The organism is Enterobacter kobei (assembly GCF_001729765.1).
GTDB classification, from domain to species: Bacteria; Pseudomonadota; Gammaproteobacteria; order Enterobacterales; family Enterobacteriaceae; genus Enterobacter; species Enterobacter kobei.
Genome location: NZ_CP017181.1, coordinates 1,540,492 through 1,556,411, shown reverse-complemented (window position 1 = coordinate 1,556,411; position 15,920 = coordinate 1,540,492). Strand labels below are relative to the sequence as shown.

The following is a 15,920-nucleotide window of genomic DNA, read 5'->3' as shown; positions in this document are numbered from 1 at the left end:
TCTACCCGTTATCTACGGGCGCGCCAAACCACTGATGATACCAACGTGGTAAAAATTGATCCCGCAAGCGCCGGATTTGCCAGCGATGTTGCGAGAATGTCACCGATATTTGCCCGGAATGGGGGGTATCTTGCCAGATATACCCCTCTTTTCGATAACGTCGGACTACATTCGCCGACGGAAACCGCCAGGCGTTATAGCGGGCTGCTGAATCCAGCGCAATGTTTCCCTCCACCCGTTGTACCAGCGCCAATGACGATGAGGTATTGCTGCCATGATGGGGAACCTGGATTAACGTCGACGTCAGATGTTGCCAGTAATGGCTAAGCATAGCCTGTTCTGCTGGCGCTTCAATGTCTCCCGTCAGCAGTATACTCTGCTCACCATCGTCCACTTTCACCACGCAGGAGCGGTTGTTTCCCCGAGCCGGGTCATTTTCCAGGGGCCAGTGGACGGTGAAGGTTAATCCCTGCCATCTCCAGCTCTGCCCACGAAAGCAGGGCCGATGCCCCGCCAGACGTAATGGACTTCTTACCCACATCTCCGGCCATGCTTTTTGCAGCGATGCGAGACCTCCTGCATGGTCAAGATGTTCATGGCTGAGAATCACGCCATCTGGCCGCAGATGGTGCCAGCGCAGCCAGGGGATAATTAACCGCTGTGCGCTATCTCCCCTAGGCCAGGCGAGCCCGGTATCATAGAGAATCGCTTTTCCCTGCCGTTCGATGACCATGGCCAGCCCCTGCCCCACATCCAGCATATGTAGCGTCCAGGCATCACTTTTAGCCGTTCGCCAGAGGGGAAATGCCAGCAACAGACACCCAGCCAGACACACGGCTGGAACGGTTTTCCAGGCTCGCAAACGCCAGCCGATGATGATAAGCCAGGGCAGTAGCGTCATGTACTGCCAGCGCTGATCCACACTCTGCCAGCCGTCTGGCAAGCGCATTAGTAGCCAGAACAGCCCGGCAAGGGACTTATCGGCTGCAAACCAGATGGCACTTTCTATTCCCCCCAGCGGAAACAGATGGAGCAACATACCAAGTAAAATCAGCGGTACGCTGACAAACGTCACTATCGGAACGGCAAAGAGATTGGCGACCAGAGAGGAGATACTGAAGCCGTGGAAAATCAACACCTGTAACGGCATGAGCAACACCAGCATGCCGACCTGCAGATAGATCAGATTAAGTAGTGGCCGTATGCGTCGGGCCCACTGCCAGCGAGGAAGAGGCAGCCACTGAAACCAGAAAATCAGCGCCGCGACGGCAAATGCGGACAGGAGCAGACTCTCAGAAAGTATGGCTAAGGGATCGCTTATCAGGATCGCCGCGACACAGCAACACCATACCTGCCACGGCGACCATTGGCGGGAACCGATTCGCAGCGCCGCCAGCACGGCAAGTGCGATGACCGTTCGTAGTGCAGGAGGTTGCAGACCGGTAAGCCAGGCGTAGAAAGCGGCGAAGAACAACCCGGCCAGGAGTGGCATTTGCCAGTGGACCCGGTGGCTGGGGAATATAAACTGGATCGCACGCGCGAGTAACCAGACGAGGGATGCCGCCAGCGTGATATGCAGGCCCGAAATCGCCATCAGATGCAGTGTGCCGGTTTCACGCATCAGGTCTTTTATTTCTCGGGGGACATCCAGACGCTCTCCCATCCCCAGCCCGAGGATAACCGCTCCCCAGCGATAATCAGAAAGTCGGTTTTGCAGCGACATCAGGTATTGCGATCGCAGGCTGCAGTGTCCATCAACAAGTTCCGCATGGGTGAAGCGCCCGCTCAGCGTTTGATGTCGGGCAATGGTGCTGCGTTGGGGATCATAGCCTCCGTCGTTCAGCTCGCCGTGTGCAGGTTTTAGCCTGAGCATCATCGCCCAGCGCTGGCCAGCACATGCTCTCTGTGGCAAATAATTGCCATACAGCGTTACGCCGGTGGACGCCCACCAGCGCCCACCGTTTACGGTGCGTATTTTTCCCTGATGCTGAGTTGCGCCATCAGTGGCGGTGATCTCTACCTCGGCCTGCACGGCTCCCGTGGTTAAATGCTGCATCGGCCAGACGCTCTCCTGCGCGGCCAGAAGGCCCCACGCGCAAAATAACAGCGCGATTCCCACATACTTCAGGCGCACGTTTTGACATGTGCCCAGAACCACCCCGCCCGCCAGCATTATCCAGACGGTATAGCGTGATGGCAGTTCAGGTAACCAGAGTAACGGGGCTATCGCCAGAATGGCGCAGATACATAAAGCGGGAATTCCCATTGCTACCTCCCTGTTTCAGGGGGACAGTATGCTCGTGGGTGATGCGGCTCGTCAGTTGTGAAGAAAAGGATTTACAGCAAGCGCAGCAAGGTTTTTAACAGGTTGCAGAAAACGCAGCGGGAAATGCGGGATGCCTCCCAGAAGAAAACGACAGGAACAAAAAAAGCACCCGCAGGTGCTTTCTTTCGAACCCAGTTTAACCGGCTGGCTAAACTCAGTTGCCGTAAATATTGGCGCGATCGCGCAGTTCTTTACCCGGTTTAAAGTGTGGAACGTACTTACCTTCCAGCTCGACTTTATCACCCGTTTTCGGGTTACGCCCGGTGCGTGGAGCACGATAGTGCAGAGAAAAACTACCGAAACCGCGGATTTCAATGCGCTCGCCCTGGGCAAGAGTGGAGGCCATATGCTCCAGCATCTCTTTTACGGCATCTTCCACTGCCTTGGCAGGGATATGCGGTTGCTGACTGGCAAGTCTTTCAATCAATTCTGACTTGGTCATGATTCCTCCGGTTCCTTTCAAACCAATTAGCTGAACAGCTCATTAAACAAGGGCGGCCGTAGCCGCCCTTTGTTATTGATTACAGGACGGATCCTGTAATCTGTCAAGTTTGCTCTTCATCCTTCGCGCTGTAAATGCGTTACAGCTCAAATGATGCTGAGAACCTGATATTACTCGCCTTTAGCTGCTTTGAAAGCTTCAGCCATTGCGTTGTTAGAGAAGTTTGCATCTTCCTGTTTGTTAACAGTTGCGATTGCATCTTTCTCATCAGCTTCGTCTTTAGCACGAACAGACAGGCTGATTGCACGGTTCTTACGGTCAACACCGGTGAACTTAGCTTCAACGTCGTCGCCTACGTTCAGAACCAGAGTGGCATCTTCAACGCGGTCACGGGAAGCTTCAGAAGCGCGCAGGTAACCTTCAACGCCGTCAGCCAGCTCTACGGTTGCGCCTTTAGCGTCAACTGCAGTTACTTTACCGTTTACGATTGCGCCTTTCTTGTTCAGTGCAACCCAGTTGTTGAACGGATCTTCTGCGAGCTGTTTAACGCCCAGAGAGATACGCTCACGCTCTGCGTCAACCTGCAGAACAACTGCAGCGATTTCGTCGCCTTTTTTGTATTCACGAACTGCTTCTTCGCCTGCAACGTTCCAGGAGATGTCAGACAGGTGAACCAGGCCATCGATGCCGCCGTCCAGGCCGATGAAGATACCGAAGTCAGTGATAGACTTGATTTTACCTTCAACACGGTCGCCCTTGTTGTGGGTTTCCGCGAACTGCTGCCATGGGTTGTTTTTGCACTGTTTCAGGCCCAGGGAGATACGACGACGTTCTTCGTCGATATCCAGAACCATCACTTCCACTACATCACCAACGTTAACAACTTTGGATGGGTGGATGTTTTTGTTGGTCCAGTCCATTTCGGAAACGTGCACCAGGCCTTCAACGCCTTCTTCGATTTCAACGAAGCAGCCGTAGTCAGTCAGGTTGGTTACGCGACCAGTCAGTTTAGTACCTTCTGGGTAACGCTTAGCGATAGCTACCCATGGATCTTCGCCCAGCTGTTTCAGGCCGAGGGATACACGAGTACGCTCGCGGTCGAACTTCAGCACTTTAACAGTGATTTCGTCGCCCACGTTCACGATTTCGCTTGGGTGCTTAACGCGTTTCCACGCCATGTCGGTGATGTGCAGCAGGCCATCAACGCCGCCCAGGTCAACGAATGCGCCGTAGTCAGTGAGGTTCTTAACGATACCTTTGACTTCCATGCCTTCCTGCAGGTTTTCCAGCAGCTGATCGCGTTCTGCGCTGTTTTCGGATTCGATAACGGCACGACGGGATACAACAACGTTGTTACGCTTCTGGTCCAGCTTGATGACTTTGAACTCAAGCTCTTTGCCTTCCAGGTGCAGGGTGTCACGGACTGGACGAACGTCTACCAGAGAACCTGGCAGGAACGCACGAATACCATTCAGCTCAACAGTGAAGCCACCTTTAACTTTGCCGTTGATAACACCGACCACAGTTTCAGCTTCTTCGTAAGCTTTTTCCAGGGTGATCCATGCTTCGTGACGTTTAGCTTTCTCACGAGAAAGCAGGGTTTCACCGAAGCCGTCTTCTACTGCGTCCAGCGCAACGTCAACTTCGTCACCAACCTGGATTTCCAGCTCGCCCTGGGCGTTTTTGAACTGCTCTGCCGGGATGGCGGACTCAGATTTCAGACCGGCGTCAACCAGTACTACGTCTTTGTCGATAGCAACAACAACACCACGAACGATGGAACCCGGACGGGTTTCGATTTCTTTTAAGGATTCTTCAAACAGTTGAGCAAAAGATTCAGTCATGTTTAATCTTCAGGTTAATATTAACGTCCACCTGGCTCCGTGCCGGATGGGGTTGTTTCACATACCCGCCGTCAATCCATTGCAGCGGGGGTACTGCTAAATCGGTCGCGTTTACGCGAGTGCCAGTTTTTGGCGCGCATATTGTAGCGCTTTTTCAATCACTTGCTCAATAGTTAAACTGGTTGAATCCAGAACTAATGCATCTTCTGCAGGAACAAGTGGCGCGACAGCGCGGTTACGATCGCGATCATCGCGCTCTTTTATCTCGGATAAAAGGCGATCAAAGTTAACACTAAACCCCTTCTCCTGCAACTGAAGCATGCGGCGTTGAGCACGTTCTTCTGAAGAGGCGTCAAGGAAAATTTTTACAGGCGCATCAGGGAATACCACGGTGCCCATATCGCGTCCGTCGGCGATCAACCCCGGGGCTTCGCGGAACGCACGCTGGCGACGTAACAGCGCCTCGCGCACACGCGGGAAGGCCGCAACCTGAGAGGCCGCATTCGCCACTTCCTGCGTACGGATTTCACCGCTCACGTCTTCCCCTTCAAGGATCACTTCCAGGTTGCCATCGGTAGACACAAAACGGACATCCAGGTGCGCAGCCAGCGGTACCAGCGCTTCTTCAGAGGCGACATCGACATGATGATGCAGCGCAGCCAGCGCCAGCACGCGATAGATTGCGCCCGAATCTAAAAGATGCCATTGCAATGCTTCCGCCATCGCTTTGCACAGGGTACCTTTCCCTGCGCCACTCGGCCCATCAATGGTGATTACCGGGGCAACTGCCGTCATCTTTTTCTCCTTAAATAAGGCATACCGTTAACATGAACGCCGCGCATTATACGCGCCAACGTGCGCAACTGTTACCTTTGCGTGCAAATTACGGAATGATTGAAGCAGAGTGTAGAAGAAATGAGCGGAAGTGTTCGTCAGGAAGCGTAAGGAAATGCCGCATCGAAGGATGCGGCATAACGCTATCAGGCCAGCGTACTGATGCGCGCCAGCTGCTCGAAGTAGTCCGGGAAGGTTTTCGCCGTACATTTCGGGTCAAGAATGGTCACAGGCGTGTCGGACAGCGCCACCAGCGAGAAGCACATCGCCATACGGTGATCGTTGTAGGTGCCAATTTCTGCGAACTGCAGTTTTGCCGGAGGGGTGACGCGAATGTAGTCTTCGCCCTCTTCCACCTCAGCCCCCACTTTACGCAGCTCGGTCGCCATCGCGTACAGACGGTCAGTCTCTTTCACGCGCCAGTTGTAGATGTTGCGCAGCGTGGTGGTGCCTTTGGCAAACAGCGCAGCCGTGGCGATGGTCATCGCCGCATCCGGAATGTGGTTCATGTCCATATCAATGGCATTCAGCTCGCCGCGGGTACAGGAGATGAAATCATCGCCCCAGGTGACAGTGGCGCCCATTTTCTCCAGCACGTCGGCAAAACGGATGTCGCCCTGCACGCTGTTGCGGCCAATCCCGGTCACCTTCACGGTGCCGCCTTTGATCGCGCCCGCAGCCAGGAAGTAAGAGGCCGATGATGCATCGCCTTCAACCAGGTAATTGCCCGGAGACTGATACTGCTGCACCCCACGCACCACAAAACGCTGATAAGACTGGTTTTCCACCTCGACGCCGAAGGTTTTCATCAGGTGCAGCGTGATATCAATGTACGGTCTGGAGACCAGCTCACCTTTAATCGAGATAACCGTATCCTGCGGTGCCAGCGGCGCGGTCATCAGCAGGGCCGTCAGGAACTGGCTGGAAACGCTACCGTCCACCTCGACGTCACCGCCGCTAAAGCCCCCGCGCAGACGCAGTGGCGGATAATTTTCCTGCTCAAGATACTCAATCTGCGCGCCCCCCTGACGCAGGGCATCGACCAGATGGCCGATCGGACGCTCTTTCATGCGCGGCTCGCCGGTCAGCACGATGTTATTGGTGCCCAGACACAGCGCCGCCGCCAATGGACGCATCGCGGTACCCGCGTTGCCCAGAAACAGCTCGAGCTCTTCACCCGAACGCAGCGCGCCGCCGTTGCCGGTCACTTCACAGCGGGTACGATCGTCAGAGAGAGTGTAATGAACACCCAACGCTTTCAGCGCATTGAGCATGTGGCGTACGTCATCGCTGTCCAGCAGGTTTGTAAGGACGGTGGTGCCGTTTGCCAGAGCTGCCAGCAGCAGAGCGCGGTTCGAGACACTTTTTGAACCAGGCAGATTGATGGTGCCATCTACCCGCGCGATAGGTTGTAACGTCAGGGATTCCATGAAACTTAACTCTCAACTCAACATAATAAAAACCCCGCAGCAGGGCTACGGGGGTGGAAACAGCGCGATTAACCGTGGCGACGTTCGAAGTCGATCATGAAATCGGTCAGAGCTTTAACCCCTTCCAGCGGCATCGCGTTATAAATAGAGGCGCGCATCCCCCCCACCACACGGTGGCCTTTCAGCGCGTGCAGACCTGCCGCGAAGGACTCTTTCAGGAACACGTTGTCCAGGTTGCTGTCTGCCAGCTGGAACGGCACGTTCATGCGGGAGCGGTTAGCTTTCGCCACATCGTTACGGTAGAAATCGCTTTTGTCGATCACGCCGTACAGCAGTTCAGCTTTCTGCTGATTGACCTTGTCCATCTGCGCCACACCGCCGTTTTGCTTCAGCCATTTGAAGACCAGGCCCGAGAGGTACCAGGCAAACGTCGGTGGCGTGTTGAACATGGAGTCGTTATCGTTCAGCACGGTGTAGTCGAGAATTGACGGGCAAGACTTATGGGCTTTCCCCAGGAGATCTTCACGTACAATGACGATTGTCAGGCCCGCAGGACCGATATTTTTCTGTGCGCCTGCATAGATAACGCCGTAGCGGCTGACATCAATCGGGGCAGAAAGAATGGTGGAGGAGAAGTCGGCGGCAACCACAACATCGCTGGCGAAGTTTGGCGTCTCGTCGATGGCAATCCCGTCGATAGTTTCGTTCGGGCAGTAGTGGAGATAGGCTGCGTTATCAGAAAGCTGCCATTCGCTCATGGGCTTCACGGCGCGCAGACCGTCAACGGTCACTTTGGCGTCGATAACGTTCGGCGTGCAGTATTTGTGCGCTTCTTTAACGGCGCTTGCCGCCCAGTAGCCCGCATCAACGTAGTCAGCCGTCGTTTTATCGCCAAGGATATTCAGCGGTACGCCAGCAAACTGGCCGCGTCCGCCGCCGTGACAGAACAATACTTTGTAGTTCGAGGGAATATTCAGCAGATCGCGAAAATCCTTTTCTGCCTCTTCCGCCACCTGAATAAACTCTTTACCACGGTGGCTGATTTCCATCACCGACGTACCGAGACCGTTCCAGTCACAAAGTTCCTGTTGAGCCTGTTTAAGCACGTCTGCCGGTAACATCGCCGGACCTGAACTGAAATTAAAGACTTGAACCATTTCCCCTCACCACGCTAAAAGCCATAAGTTATAACTGTGGATATCGGTTTTATCATTCAGTGACACGCGCCGCAATGTCTAAAACTTATGACCCGTGAAATGTGGCTCACATCACACAAAACAATCTGCCGCCTCGCCAGGACAAAACCGACAAAATGGCTGTCAGGTGATCCGTTTAGCCCGGCTAACCTTCGTCCATTCTGGATTCGTACAGCGAGGGCATAATTGATGATCGCCTGCCTTCATCACCACCACATGACTACATTTTATACAGGCATATTCGCCCGCATCGGGGACGGTTTTGTATCGCTCAATGAGCATATCCGGCAGGATGCATAACCCCGGCTTCACCTCGTCATCATGATAGTAATACACGCTGATTTGACCGTTCGTTTCCATAATGGCCAGACGCACCTGTCCGAGTTGTTCGACGCTGTTCAGACGCAATTCCATAAAAAATTCGAACTCGGTCATATTGGCACTTTGCACATTTTCCCAGGCCAACTGTCCGTCTTCGACAATCACCACAGGCTTCCCTTCCAGCAGATCTTCCAGCTTTTCGCTCTTCGACATCAGCCACATCACAAGGCGGTACAGCAGCGCCAGCGAGACAAAGACGATAAAGACCGGCACCATCGGCACATCGTCATAAAAGGCGACATCCCCCGCCGCTGACCCCAGCGTGAGGATGATTAACACTTCAAAAAGCGACATCTGCCGCACACCGCGACGGCCAGTAATCTTAAGAAACAGAAAGACAAGAACGAAGGTATACAGGCTCCGCAAAGCCACTTCGCCTAAAAACTCGGGGGGAACTTTATCAAACGCCATCCGCTGGAGATCAAATGCTTTCATTTTTCTATGCCTTAACAGTCAGTTACTGCCACTAAGCATAGCCCAGCCTTTTATTTTCGCCGAAGATAGCACCCGTCACGCAAAACCCGTATCATTGCGCGCTTTACGTACGATAAAAGTGAACGCCATGACTCAAACGTTTATCCCTGGCAAAGACGCCGCTCTGGAAGATTCCATCGCTCGCTTCCAGCAGAAACTGACCGACCTGGGTTTTAACATCGAAGAAGCCTCCTGGCTCAATCCGGTGCCCCATGTCTGGTCCGTCCATATTCGCGACAAAGAGTGTGCCCTGTGCTTTACCAACGGGAAAGGCGCGACTAAAAAAGCGGCACTGGCCTCCGCGCTGGGTGAGTATTTTGAGCGTCTGTCCACCAACTATTTCTTCGCTGACTTCTGGTTGGGCGAAACCATCGCTAACGGCCCATTCGTTCACTATCCGAACGAAAAATGGTTCCCGCTGACCGAAGACGATGAACTGCCGGAAGGTATTCTCGACGCCCGCCTGCGTGCGTTCTACGATCCAGAAAACGAACTGACCGCCAGCATGCTGATCGATCTGCAGTCTGGTAACGAAGATCGTGGTATCTGCGCCCTGCCGTTCACCCGCCAGTCTGACGAGCAGACCGTGTATATTCCGATGAACATCGTCGGCAACCTGTATGTGTCTAACGGCATGTCCGCCGGTAACACCCGCAACGAAGCGCGCGTTCAGGGCTTGTCAGAAGTGTTCGAGCGTCACATTAAAAACCGCATTATCGCCGAATCTATCAGCCTGCCTGAAATTCCGGCCGACGTGCTGGCGCGCTACCCGGGCGTGGTGGAATCCATCGCCAAACTCGAAGCGGAAGGTTTCCCAATCTTCGCCTACGATGGCTCACTGGGCGGTAAATATCCGGTGATCTGCGTGGTGCTGTTTAACCCAGAAAACGGCACCTGCTTCGCCTCCTTCGGCGCGCACCCTGACTTCGGCGTGGCGCTGGAGCGTACCGTCACCGAACTGCTGCAAGGCCGTAGCCTGAAAGATCTCGACGTCTTCACCCCGCCAACCTTTGACGATGAAGAAGTGGCGGAGCATACCAACCTCGAAACCCACTTCATCGATTCCAGCGGCCTGATCTCCTGGGATATGTTTAAGCAGGACGCAAACTATCCGTTCGTAGACTGGAGCTTTGCCGGCACCACGGAAGAAGAGTTCGCCACGCTAATGGCCATCTTTAACGCCGAAGATCAGGAAGTCTACATTGCCGACTATGAACACCTGGGCGTTTACGCATGCCGCATCATTGTGCCGGGCATGTCCGACATCTACCCTGCTGAAGATCTGTGGCTGGCGAACAACAGCATGGGTGCGCACCTGCGCGAAACCCTGCTTGCTCTGCCAGGCAGCGAGTGGGAAAAAGAGGATTATCTGAACCTGATCGCCCAACTGGACGAAGAAGGTCACGATGATTTCACTCGCGTGCGTGAACTGCTGGGCCTGGCGACGGGTAAAGACAACGGCTGGTATACCCTGCGTATCGGGGAACTGAAAGCGATGCTGGCGCTGGCTGGCGGCGATCTGGATCAGGCCCTGGCCTGGACGGAATGGACGATGGAATTCAACCAGTCGGTCTTCTCTGCCGAGCGCACCAACTATTACCGTTGCCTGCAAACCCTGCTGCTGCTTTCGCAGGAAGAGGATCGCGAGCCACTGCAGTACCTGAACGCTTTCGTGCGTATGTACGGTGCTGAAGCGGTTGAAGCCGCCAGCGCGGCGCTCAGCGGTGAAGAGCCATTCTACGGTCTGCAGGCCGTGGACAGCGATCTGAAAGCCTTCCCGGCGCATCAGTCGCTGCTCAAGGCCTATGAAAAGCTGCAGAAAGCAAAAGCCGCTTACTGGTCAAAATAAGCGCATATAACATTAGCAGCAGTAGGCGTATTCAATCGTCTGGGCTATATTACGGGGCAATTTCATTGCCCCGTTTTTTATTTTTTTCGGTAATGATTGCTGATTGTAATAATAAAGTTAAACATGGGTAAATATAATAATCTTTACCCGGGCTTTATTGTTACTTTTTATGGTAAATACTCCATATTAATTAACTGTTTCGGAGGGGGACGAACGAAATAATTCAACTCTTTTCATAACTTTTAAAATTTATTTTTATACGGATAATCAATTACTTACTCCGCATTTGCTGTAAAACCATACACACTGCGGGCCTATAAGCCAGGCGAGATATGATCTATATCAATTTCTCTTCTATAATGCTTTGTTAGTATCTCGTCGCCGACTTAATAAAGAGAGAGTTAGTGTGAAAGCTGACAACCCTTTTGATCTTTTACTCCCCGCCGCGATGGCAAAAGTTGCCGAAGAAGCGGGTGTCTATAAAGCAACGAAACACCCGATGAAGACGTTCTATCTGGCGATTACTGCTGGTGTGTTCATCTCAATCGCTTTCGTCTTCTACATCACCGCCACCACCGGTACTGCCGGAATGCCTTTCGGCATGGCCAAACTGATTGGCGGCATTTGCTTCTCACTGGGTCTGATTCTTTGCGTCATCTGCGGTGCCGACCTCTTCACCTCAACGGTGCTGATTGTCGTGGCAAAAGCCAGCGGAAGAATTACCTGGGGTCAACTGGCGCGCAACTGGCTTAACGTCTACGTTGGCAACCTGATTGGCTGTCTGCTCTTTGTTCTGTTGATGTGGCTTTCTGGCGAGTACATGACCGCCAACGGCGGCTGGGGGCTTAACGTCCTGCAAACCGCCGACCACAAAATGCACCACACATTTATCGAAGCCGTTGCTCTCGGCATCCTTGCAAACCTGATGGTCTGCCTGGCGGTCTGGATGAGCTATTCTGGTCGTAGCCTGATGGATAAAGCCATGATTATGGTTCTGCCGGTTGCGATGTTTGTTGCCAGCGGCTTTGAGCACAGTATTGCGAATATGTTCATGATCCCGATGGGGATTGTTATCCGCAACTTTGCAAGCCCGGAGTTCTGGACCGCAATTGGTTCATCCCCGGAAAGTTTCTCTCACCTGACTATTATGAATTTCATTACTGATAACCTGATCCCCGTCACTATCGGGAACATTATCGGTGGGGGTCTGTTAGTTGGGTTGACATACTGGGTCATTTACCTGCGTGGCGACGACCATCATTGATGGTTATCTCAGGCAGTAAATAAAAAATCCACTTAAGAAGGTAGGTGTTACATGTCCGAGCTTAATGAAAAGTTAGCCACAGCCTGGGAAGGTTTTGCGAAAGGTGACTGGCAGAATGAAGTCAACGTCCGTGACTTCATTCAGAAAAACTATACCCCGTATGAAGGTGACGAATCCTTCCTGGCTGGCGCAACTGACGCGACCACCAAGCTGTGGGACAGCGTAATGGAAGGCGTTAAACTGGAAAACCGCACTCACGCGCCAGTTGATTTTGACACCTCCGTTGCTTCCACCATCACTTCTCACGATGCTGGCTATATCAACAAAGCCCTTGAGAAAATCGTTGGTCTGCAGACTGAAGCACCACTGAAACGCGCAATCATCCCGTTCGGTGGTATCAAAATGGTTGAAGGTTCCTGCAAAGCGTATAACCGCGAGCTGGACCCAATGCTGAAAAAAATCTTCACCGAATACCGTAAAACCCACAACCAGGGTGTATTCGATGTTTACACCAAAGACATTCTGAACTGCCGTAAATCTGGCGTTCTGACTGGTCTGCCAGATGCGTATGGCCGTGGCCGTATCATTGGTGACTACCGTCGCGTTGCGCTGTACGGTATCGACTTCCTGATGAAAGACAAATACGCGCAGTTTGTTTCCCTGCAGTCTGACCTGGAAAACGGCGTAAACCTGGAAGCGACTATCCGTCTGCGTGAAGAAATTGCTGAACAGCACCGTGCGCTGGGTCAGATCAAAGAGATGGCAGCGAAATATGGCTGCGATATCTCTGGTCCTGCAACCAACGCCCAGGAAGCTATCCAGTGGACCTACTTCGGCTACCTGGCCGCTGTTAAGTCTCAGAATGGTGCAGCAATGTCCTTCGGCCGCGTATCCACCTTCCTGGATGCGTACATCGAACGTGACCTGAAAGCAGGTAAAATCACCGAGCAAGACGCTCAGGAAATGATTGACCACCTGGTCATGAAGCTGCGTATGGTTCGCTTCCTGCGTACTCCAGAATATGATGAGCTGTTCTCTGGTGACCCAATCTGGGCAACCGAATCTATCGGCGGTATGGGCGTAGATGGCCGTACTCTGGTAACCAAAAACAGCTTCCGCTTCCTGAACACCCTGTACACCATGGGTCCTTCTCCGGAGCCGAACATCACCGTTCTGTGGTCTGAAAAACTGCCTCTGAACTTCAAGAAATTCGCCGCTAAAGTGTCCATCGACACCTCTTCTCTGCAGTATGAGAACGATGACCTGATGCGTCCGGACTTCAACAACGACGACTACGCTATCGCGTGCTGCGTAAGCCCAATGGTTGTTGGTAAGCAAATGCAGTTCTTCGGTGCGCGTGCAAACCTGGCGAAAACCATGCTGTACGCCATCAACGGCGGCGTTGATGAAAAACTGAAAATGCAGGTGGGTCCTAAGTCTGAACCTATCAAAGGCGACGTGCTGAACTATGACGAAGTCATGGAGCGCATGGACCACTTCATGGACTGGCTGGCGAAGCAGTACGTGACTGCACTGAACGTTATCCACTACATGCACGACAAGTACAGCTACGAAGCCTCTCTGATGGCGCTGCACGACCGTGACGTGGTTCGCACCATGGCGTGTGGTATCGCAGGCCTGTCCGTTGCGGCTGACTCCCTGTCTGCAATCAAATATGCGAAAGTTAAACCAATTCGTGACGAAGACGGTCTGGCTATCGACTTCGAAATCGAAGGCGAATACCCGCAGTTTGGTAACAACGACGCTCGCGTTGATGACATGGCGGTTGACCTGGTAGAACGTTTCATGAAGAAAATTCAGAAACTCACTACCTACCGTAACGCTATCCCGACTCAGTCTGTTCTGACCATCACCTCTAACGTTGTGTATGGTAAGAAAACCGGTAACACCCCAGACGGTCGTCGTGCTGGCGCGCCATTCGGCCCAGGTGCTAACCCAATGCACGGTCGTGACCAGAAAGGTGCGGTTGCCTCTCTGACCTCCGTTGCTAAACTGCCGTTTGCCTACGCGAAAGATGGTATTTCTTACACCTTCTCTATCGTGCCAAACGCGCTGGGTAAAGATGACGAAGTACGTAAAACTAACCTCGCGGGTCTGATGGATGGTTACTTCCACCACGAAGCGTCCATCGAAGGTGGTCAGCACCTGAACGTGAACGTAATGAACCGTGAAATGCTGCTCGATGCGATGGAACACCCTGAGAAATATCCTCAGCTGACCATCCGTGTATCTGGCTACGCAGTACGTTTTAACTCCCTGACTAAAGAACAGCAGCAGGACGTTATCACCCGTACTTTCACTCAGTCCATGTAAGTGGAATTGACTGAAATCACGCGTTAAAAGGCGTACAATAAAGGCTCCACGCAAGTGGGGCCTTTTTAACACCCTCGCTTCATCAGTCTCTTTTGTCCGCTATCTATACTGAATGGATAACAGCCAAAACAGACTCGACATAGCCTTTGAGCTGTGCAACTACATAGGCCCCCGGATGGGCCAAATTCGGAGATCTCACCGCAATGTCAACTATTGGTCGCATTCACTCCTTTGAATCCTGTGGCACCGTCGATGGCCCAGGTATCCGCTTTATTACCTTCTTCCAGGGCTGCCTGATGCGCTGCCTGTACTGCCACAACCGCGACACGTGGGACACTCATGGTGGGAAAGAAGTCACCGTGGAAGATCTGATGAAAGAGGTGGTGACCTATCGCCACTTTATGAACGCGTCCGGCGGCGGCGTGACCGCATCCGGCGGCGAAGCCATTCTTCAGGCTGAATTTGTCCGCGACTGGTTCCGCGCCTGCCGCAAGGAAGGCATTCATACCTGTCTCGATACCAACGGCTTCGTGCGCCGCTACGATCCGGTCATTGATGAACTGCTCGAAGTGACCGATCTGGTGATGCTCGATCTCAAACAGATGAATGATGAGATCCACCAGAATCTGGTTGGCGTTTCCAACCACCGTACGCTGGAATTTGCGAAGTATATTGCCGACAAAGGCATCAAAACCTGGATCCGCTATGTTGTTGTTCCCGGCTGGTCAGATGATGACGACTCTGCGCACCGCCTGGGGGAATTTACCCGCGACATGGGCAACGTCGAGAAAATTGAGCTTCTGCCCTATCACGAACTCGGCAAACATAAATGGGTGGCGATGGGTGAAGAGTACAAACTTGATGGCGTGAAGCCACCGAAAAAAGAGACGATGGAGCGCGTGAAAGGTATTCTTGAGCAGTATGGCCACAAGGTCATGTATTAAAGAAAAGGCCCGGTGAGAACCGGGCCTTTTTAAATTCTATTTAAAGACGCCGTTAATAACGGAAGTCACAATCGCCGTACTCAGCGCGATTAAGACCAGATCGTCACCCACCACGCGCCATTCATAACCTGGGTAGGATGGAAGCTGGCCAAGCATAGAGGCTGGCACGGTTTTCTTCGCAATACCCGGAGGAAGTGGTTTACCGCGGGCCAGGTTTTTCGCAATACCCGGAGGCAGAGACTCATAGCCCGTTAAGCCGTAATTCAGTGCCAGGTGACGGGCATGATCGAAGCTTACGCGAGCGTCAACATCATTGCCGACATCTTTGCTGCTTTTAAAGCTCTTATCTGATTTCCCTGGGTTATCCTGACCGCTATTTTGCTTATTACCATGGTTACCAGAGTTCCCGTTACCATGATTGCCGCCATTACCTTGTCCGCCACCGTTGCCGTGACCACCGCCATTCCCGTTTCCTGGATTAGCCATGACCGGAGCCGTTGCAAACGTTAAAGACAACACTACGGCAAGTGCGGTAGTGGAAAAACGACGTTTAGACATGATTGTTGCCTTTTAGTGGTAGAACTCATTTGAATTATCGCCGG

General features: G+C 52.9%; 12 protein-coding genes. 4 read left to right on the top strand and 8 right to left on the bottom strand.

From position 1 onward, the window contains the following. Window position 1: 1 nt before the first annotated feature. The 7 genes from BFV64_RS07345 to BFV64_RS07315 form a co-directional block, all read right to left on the bottom strand. Complete coding sequence (locus BFV64_RS07345; protein ID WP_059372648.1) at window positions 2–2,266, bottom strand: ComEC family protein; 2,265 nt, start codon at window positions 2,264–2,266, stop codon at window positions 2–4. Window positions 2,267–2,480: 214 nt separating this feature from the next. Beyond that, a complete protein-coding gene (gene ihfB, locus BFV64_RS07340) occupies window positions 2,481–2,768 on the bottom strand; it encodes an integration host factor subunit beta (RefSeq protein ID WP_008499965.1) in 288 nt (95 codons plus the stop codon). Window positions 2,769–2,938: 170 nt separating this feature from the next. Beyond that, window positions 2,939–4,612 (bottom strand): 30S ribosomal protein S1, encoded by a 1,674-nt coding sequence (rpsA, locus tag BFV64_RS07335; protein WP_008499966.1) that lies wholly within the window; start codon window positions 4,610–4,612, stop codon window positions 2,939–2,941. Window positions 4,613–4,723: 111 nt separating this feature from the next. Continuing rightward, a complete protein-coding gene (gene cmk, locus BFV64_RS07330; protein WP_013097305.1) occupies window positions 4,724–5,407 on the bottom strand; it encodes a (d)CMP kinase in 684 nt (227 codons plus the stop codon). A 185-nt stretch (window positions 5,408–5,592) separates the two neighbouring features. Further along, entirely contained in the window at window positions 5,593–6,876 is a 1,284-nt protein-coding gene (gene aroA / locus BFV64_RS07325; RefSeq protein WP_069601860.1) for a 3-phosphoshikimate 1-carboxyvinyltransferase, read from the bottom strand. A gap of 68 nt (window positions 6,877–6,944) precedes the next feature. After that, on the bottom strand, window positions 6,945–8,033 hold the full coding sequence (gene serC, locus BFV64_RS07320; RefSeq protein ID WP_045134663.1) for a 3-phosphoserine/phosphohydroxythreonine transaminase: 1,089 nt from the start codon (window positions 8,031–8,033) through the stop codon (window positions 6,945–6,947). A 162-nt stretch (window positions 8,034–8,195) separates the two neighbouring features. After that, window positions 8,196–8,888 (bottom strand): DUF421 domain-containing protein, encoded by a 693-nt coding sequence (locus tag BFV64_RS07315; RefSeq protein ID WP_014883216.1) that lies wholly within the window; start codon window positions 8,886–8,888, stop codon window positions 8,196–8,198. A 127-nt stretch (window positions 8,889–9,015) separates the two neighbouring features. Here BFV64_RS07315 and ycaO point away from each other — a divergent pair, with 127 nt between their 5' ends. From ycaO to pflA, 4 genes are all read left to right on the top strand, one after another. Beyond that, window positions 9,016–10,776: a 30S ribosomal protein S12 methylthiotransferase accessory factor YcaO gene (gene ycaO / locus BFV64_RS07310; protein ID WP_167353003.1), complete on the top strand. Its 1,761-nt coding sequence runs from the start codon at window positions 9,016–9,018 to the stop codon at window positions 10,774–10,776. A gap of 406 nt (window positions 10,777–11,182) precedes the next feature. Then, on the top strand, window positions 11,183–12,040 hold the full coding sequence (gene focA, locus BFV64_RS25270; RefSeq protein WP_032637072.1) for a formate transporter FocA: 858 nt from the start codon (window positions 11,183–11,185) through the stop codon (window positions 12,038–12,040). Window positions 12,041–12,091: 51 nt separating this feature from the next. Then, window positions 12,092–14,374, top strand: coding sequence for a formate C-acetyltransferase (gene pflB / locus BFV64_RS07300; RefSeq protein ID WP_045282257.1), 2,283 nt, complete (start codon window positions 12,092–12,094; stop codon window positions 14,372–14,374). A gap of 203 nt (window positions 14,375–14,577) precedes the next feature. Further along, the gene (gene pflA, locus BFV64_RS07295; protein WP_014883212.1) at window positions 14,578–15,318 is read left to right on the top strand and encodes a pyruvate formate lyase 1-activating protein; all 741 of its coding nucleotides are present in this window, start codon (window positions 14,578–14,580) and stop codon (window positions 15,316–15,318) included. 36 nt (window positions 15,319–15,354) lie between these two features. On the opposite strand, the gene BFV64_RS07290 is transcribed toward pflA, so the two are convergent. Then, window positions 15,355–15,876, bottom strand: a complete 522-nt coding sequence (locus BFV64_RS07290; protein ID WP_023338209.1) for an anti-virulence regulator CigR family protein — start codon at window positions 15,874–15,876, stop codon at window positions 15,355–15,357. Between the last annotated feature and the right edge of the window lie 44 nt (window positions 15,877–15,920).

What these genes read in the sequence shown, in the direction of transcription:
- BFV64_RS07345 (WP_059372648.1), bottom strand. Translation starts at nt 2,266, where the DNA reads ATGGGAATTCCCGCTTTATGTATCTGCGCCATTCTGGCGATAGCCCCG.
- ihfB (WP_008499965.1), bottom strand. Translation starts at nt 2,768, where the DNA reads ATGACCAAGTCAGAATTGATTGAAAGACTTGCCAGTCAGCAACCGCAT.
- rpsA (WP_008499966.1), bottom strand. Translation starts at nt 4,612, where the DNA reads ATGACTGAATCTTTTGCTCAACTGTTTGAAGAATCCTTAAAAGAAATC.
- cmk (WP_013097305.1), bottom strand. Translation starts at nt 5,407, where the DNA reads ATGACGGCAGTTGCCCCGGTAATCACCATTGATGGGCCGAGTGGCGCA.
- aroA (WP_069601860.1), bottom strand. Translation starts at nt 6,876, where the DNA reads ATGGAATCCCTGACGTTACAACCTATCGCGCGGGTAGATGGCACCATC.
- serC (WP_045134663.1), bottom strand. Translation starts at nt 8,033, where the DNA reads ATGGTTCAAGTCTTTAATTTCAGTTCAGGTCCGGCGATGTTACCGGCA.
- BFV64_RS07315 (WP_014883216.1), bottom strand. Translation starts at nt 8,888, where the DNA reads ATGAAAGCATTTGATCTCCAGCGGATGGCGTTTGATAAAGTTCCCCCC.
- ycaO (WP_167353003.1), top strand. Translation starts at nt 9,016, where the DNA reads ATGACTCAAACGTTTATCCCTGGCAAAGACGCCGCTCTGGAAGATTCC.
- pflB (WP_045282257.1), top strand. Translation starts at nt 12,092, where the DNA reads ATGTCCGAGCTTAATGAAAAGTTAGCCACAGCCTGGGAAGGTTTTGCG.
- pflA (WP_014883212.1), top strand. Translation starts at nt 14,578, where the DNA reads ATGTCAACTATTGGTCGCATTCACTCCTTTGAATCCTGTGGCACCGTC.
- BFV64_RS07290 (WP_023338209.1), bottom strand. Translation starts at nt 15,876, where the DNA reads ATGTCTAAACGTCGTTTTTCCACTACCGCACTTGCCGTAGTGTTGTCT.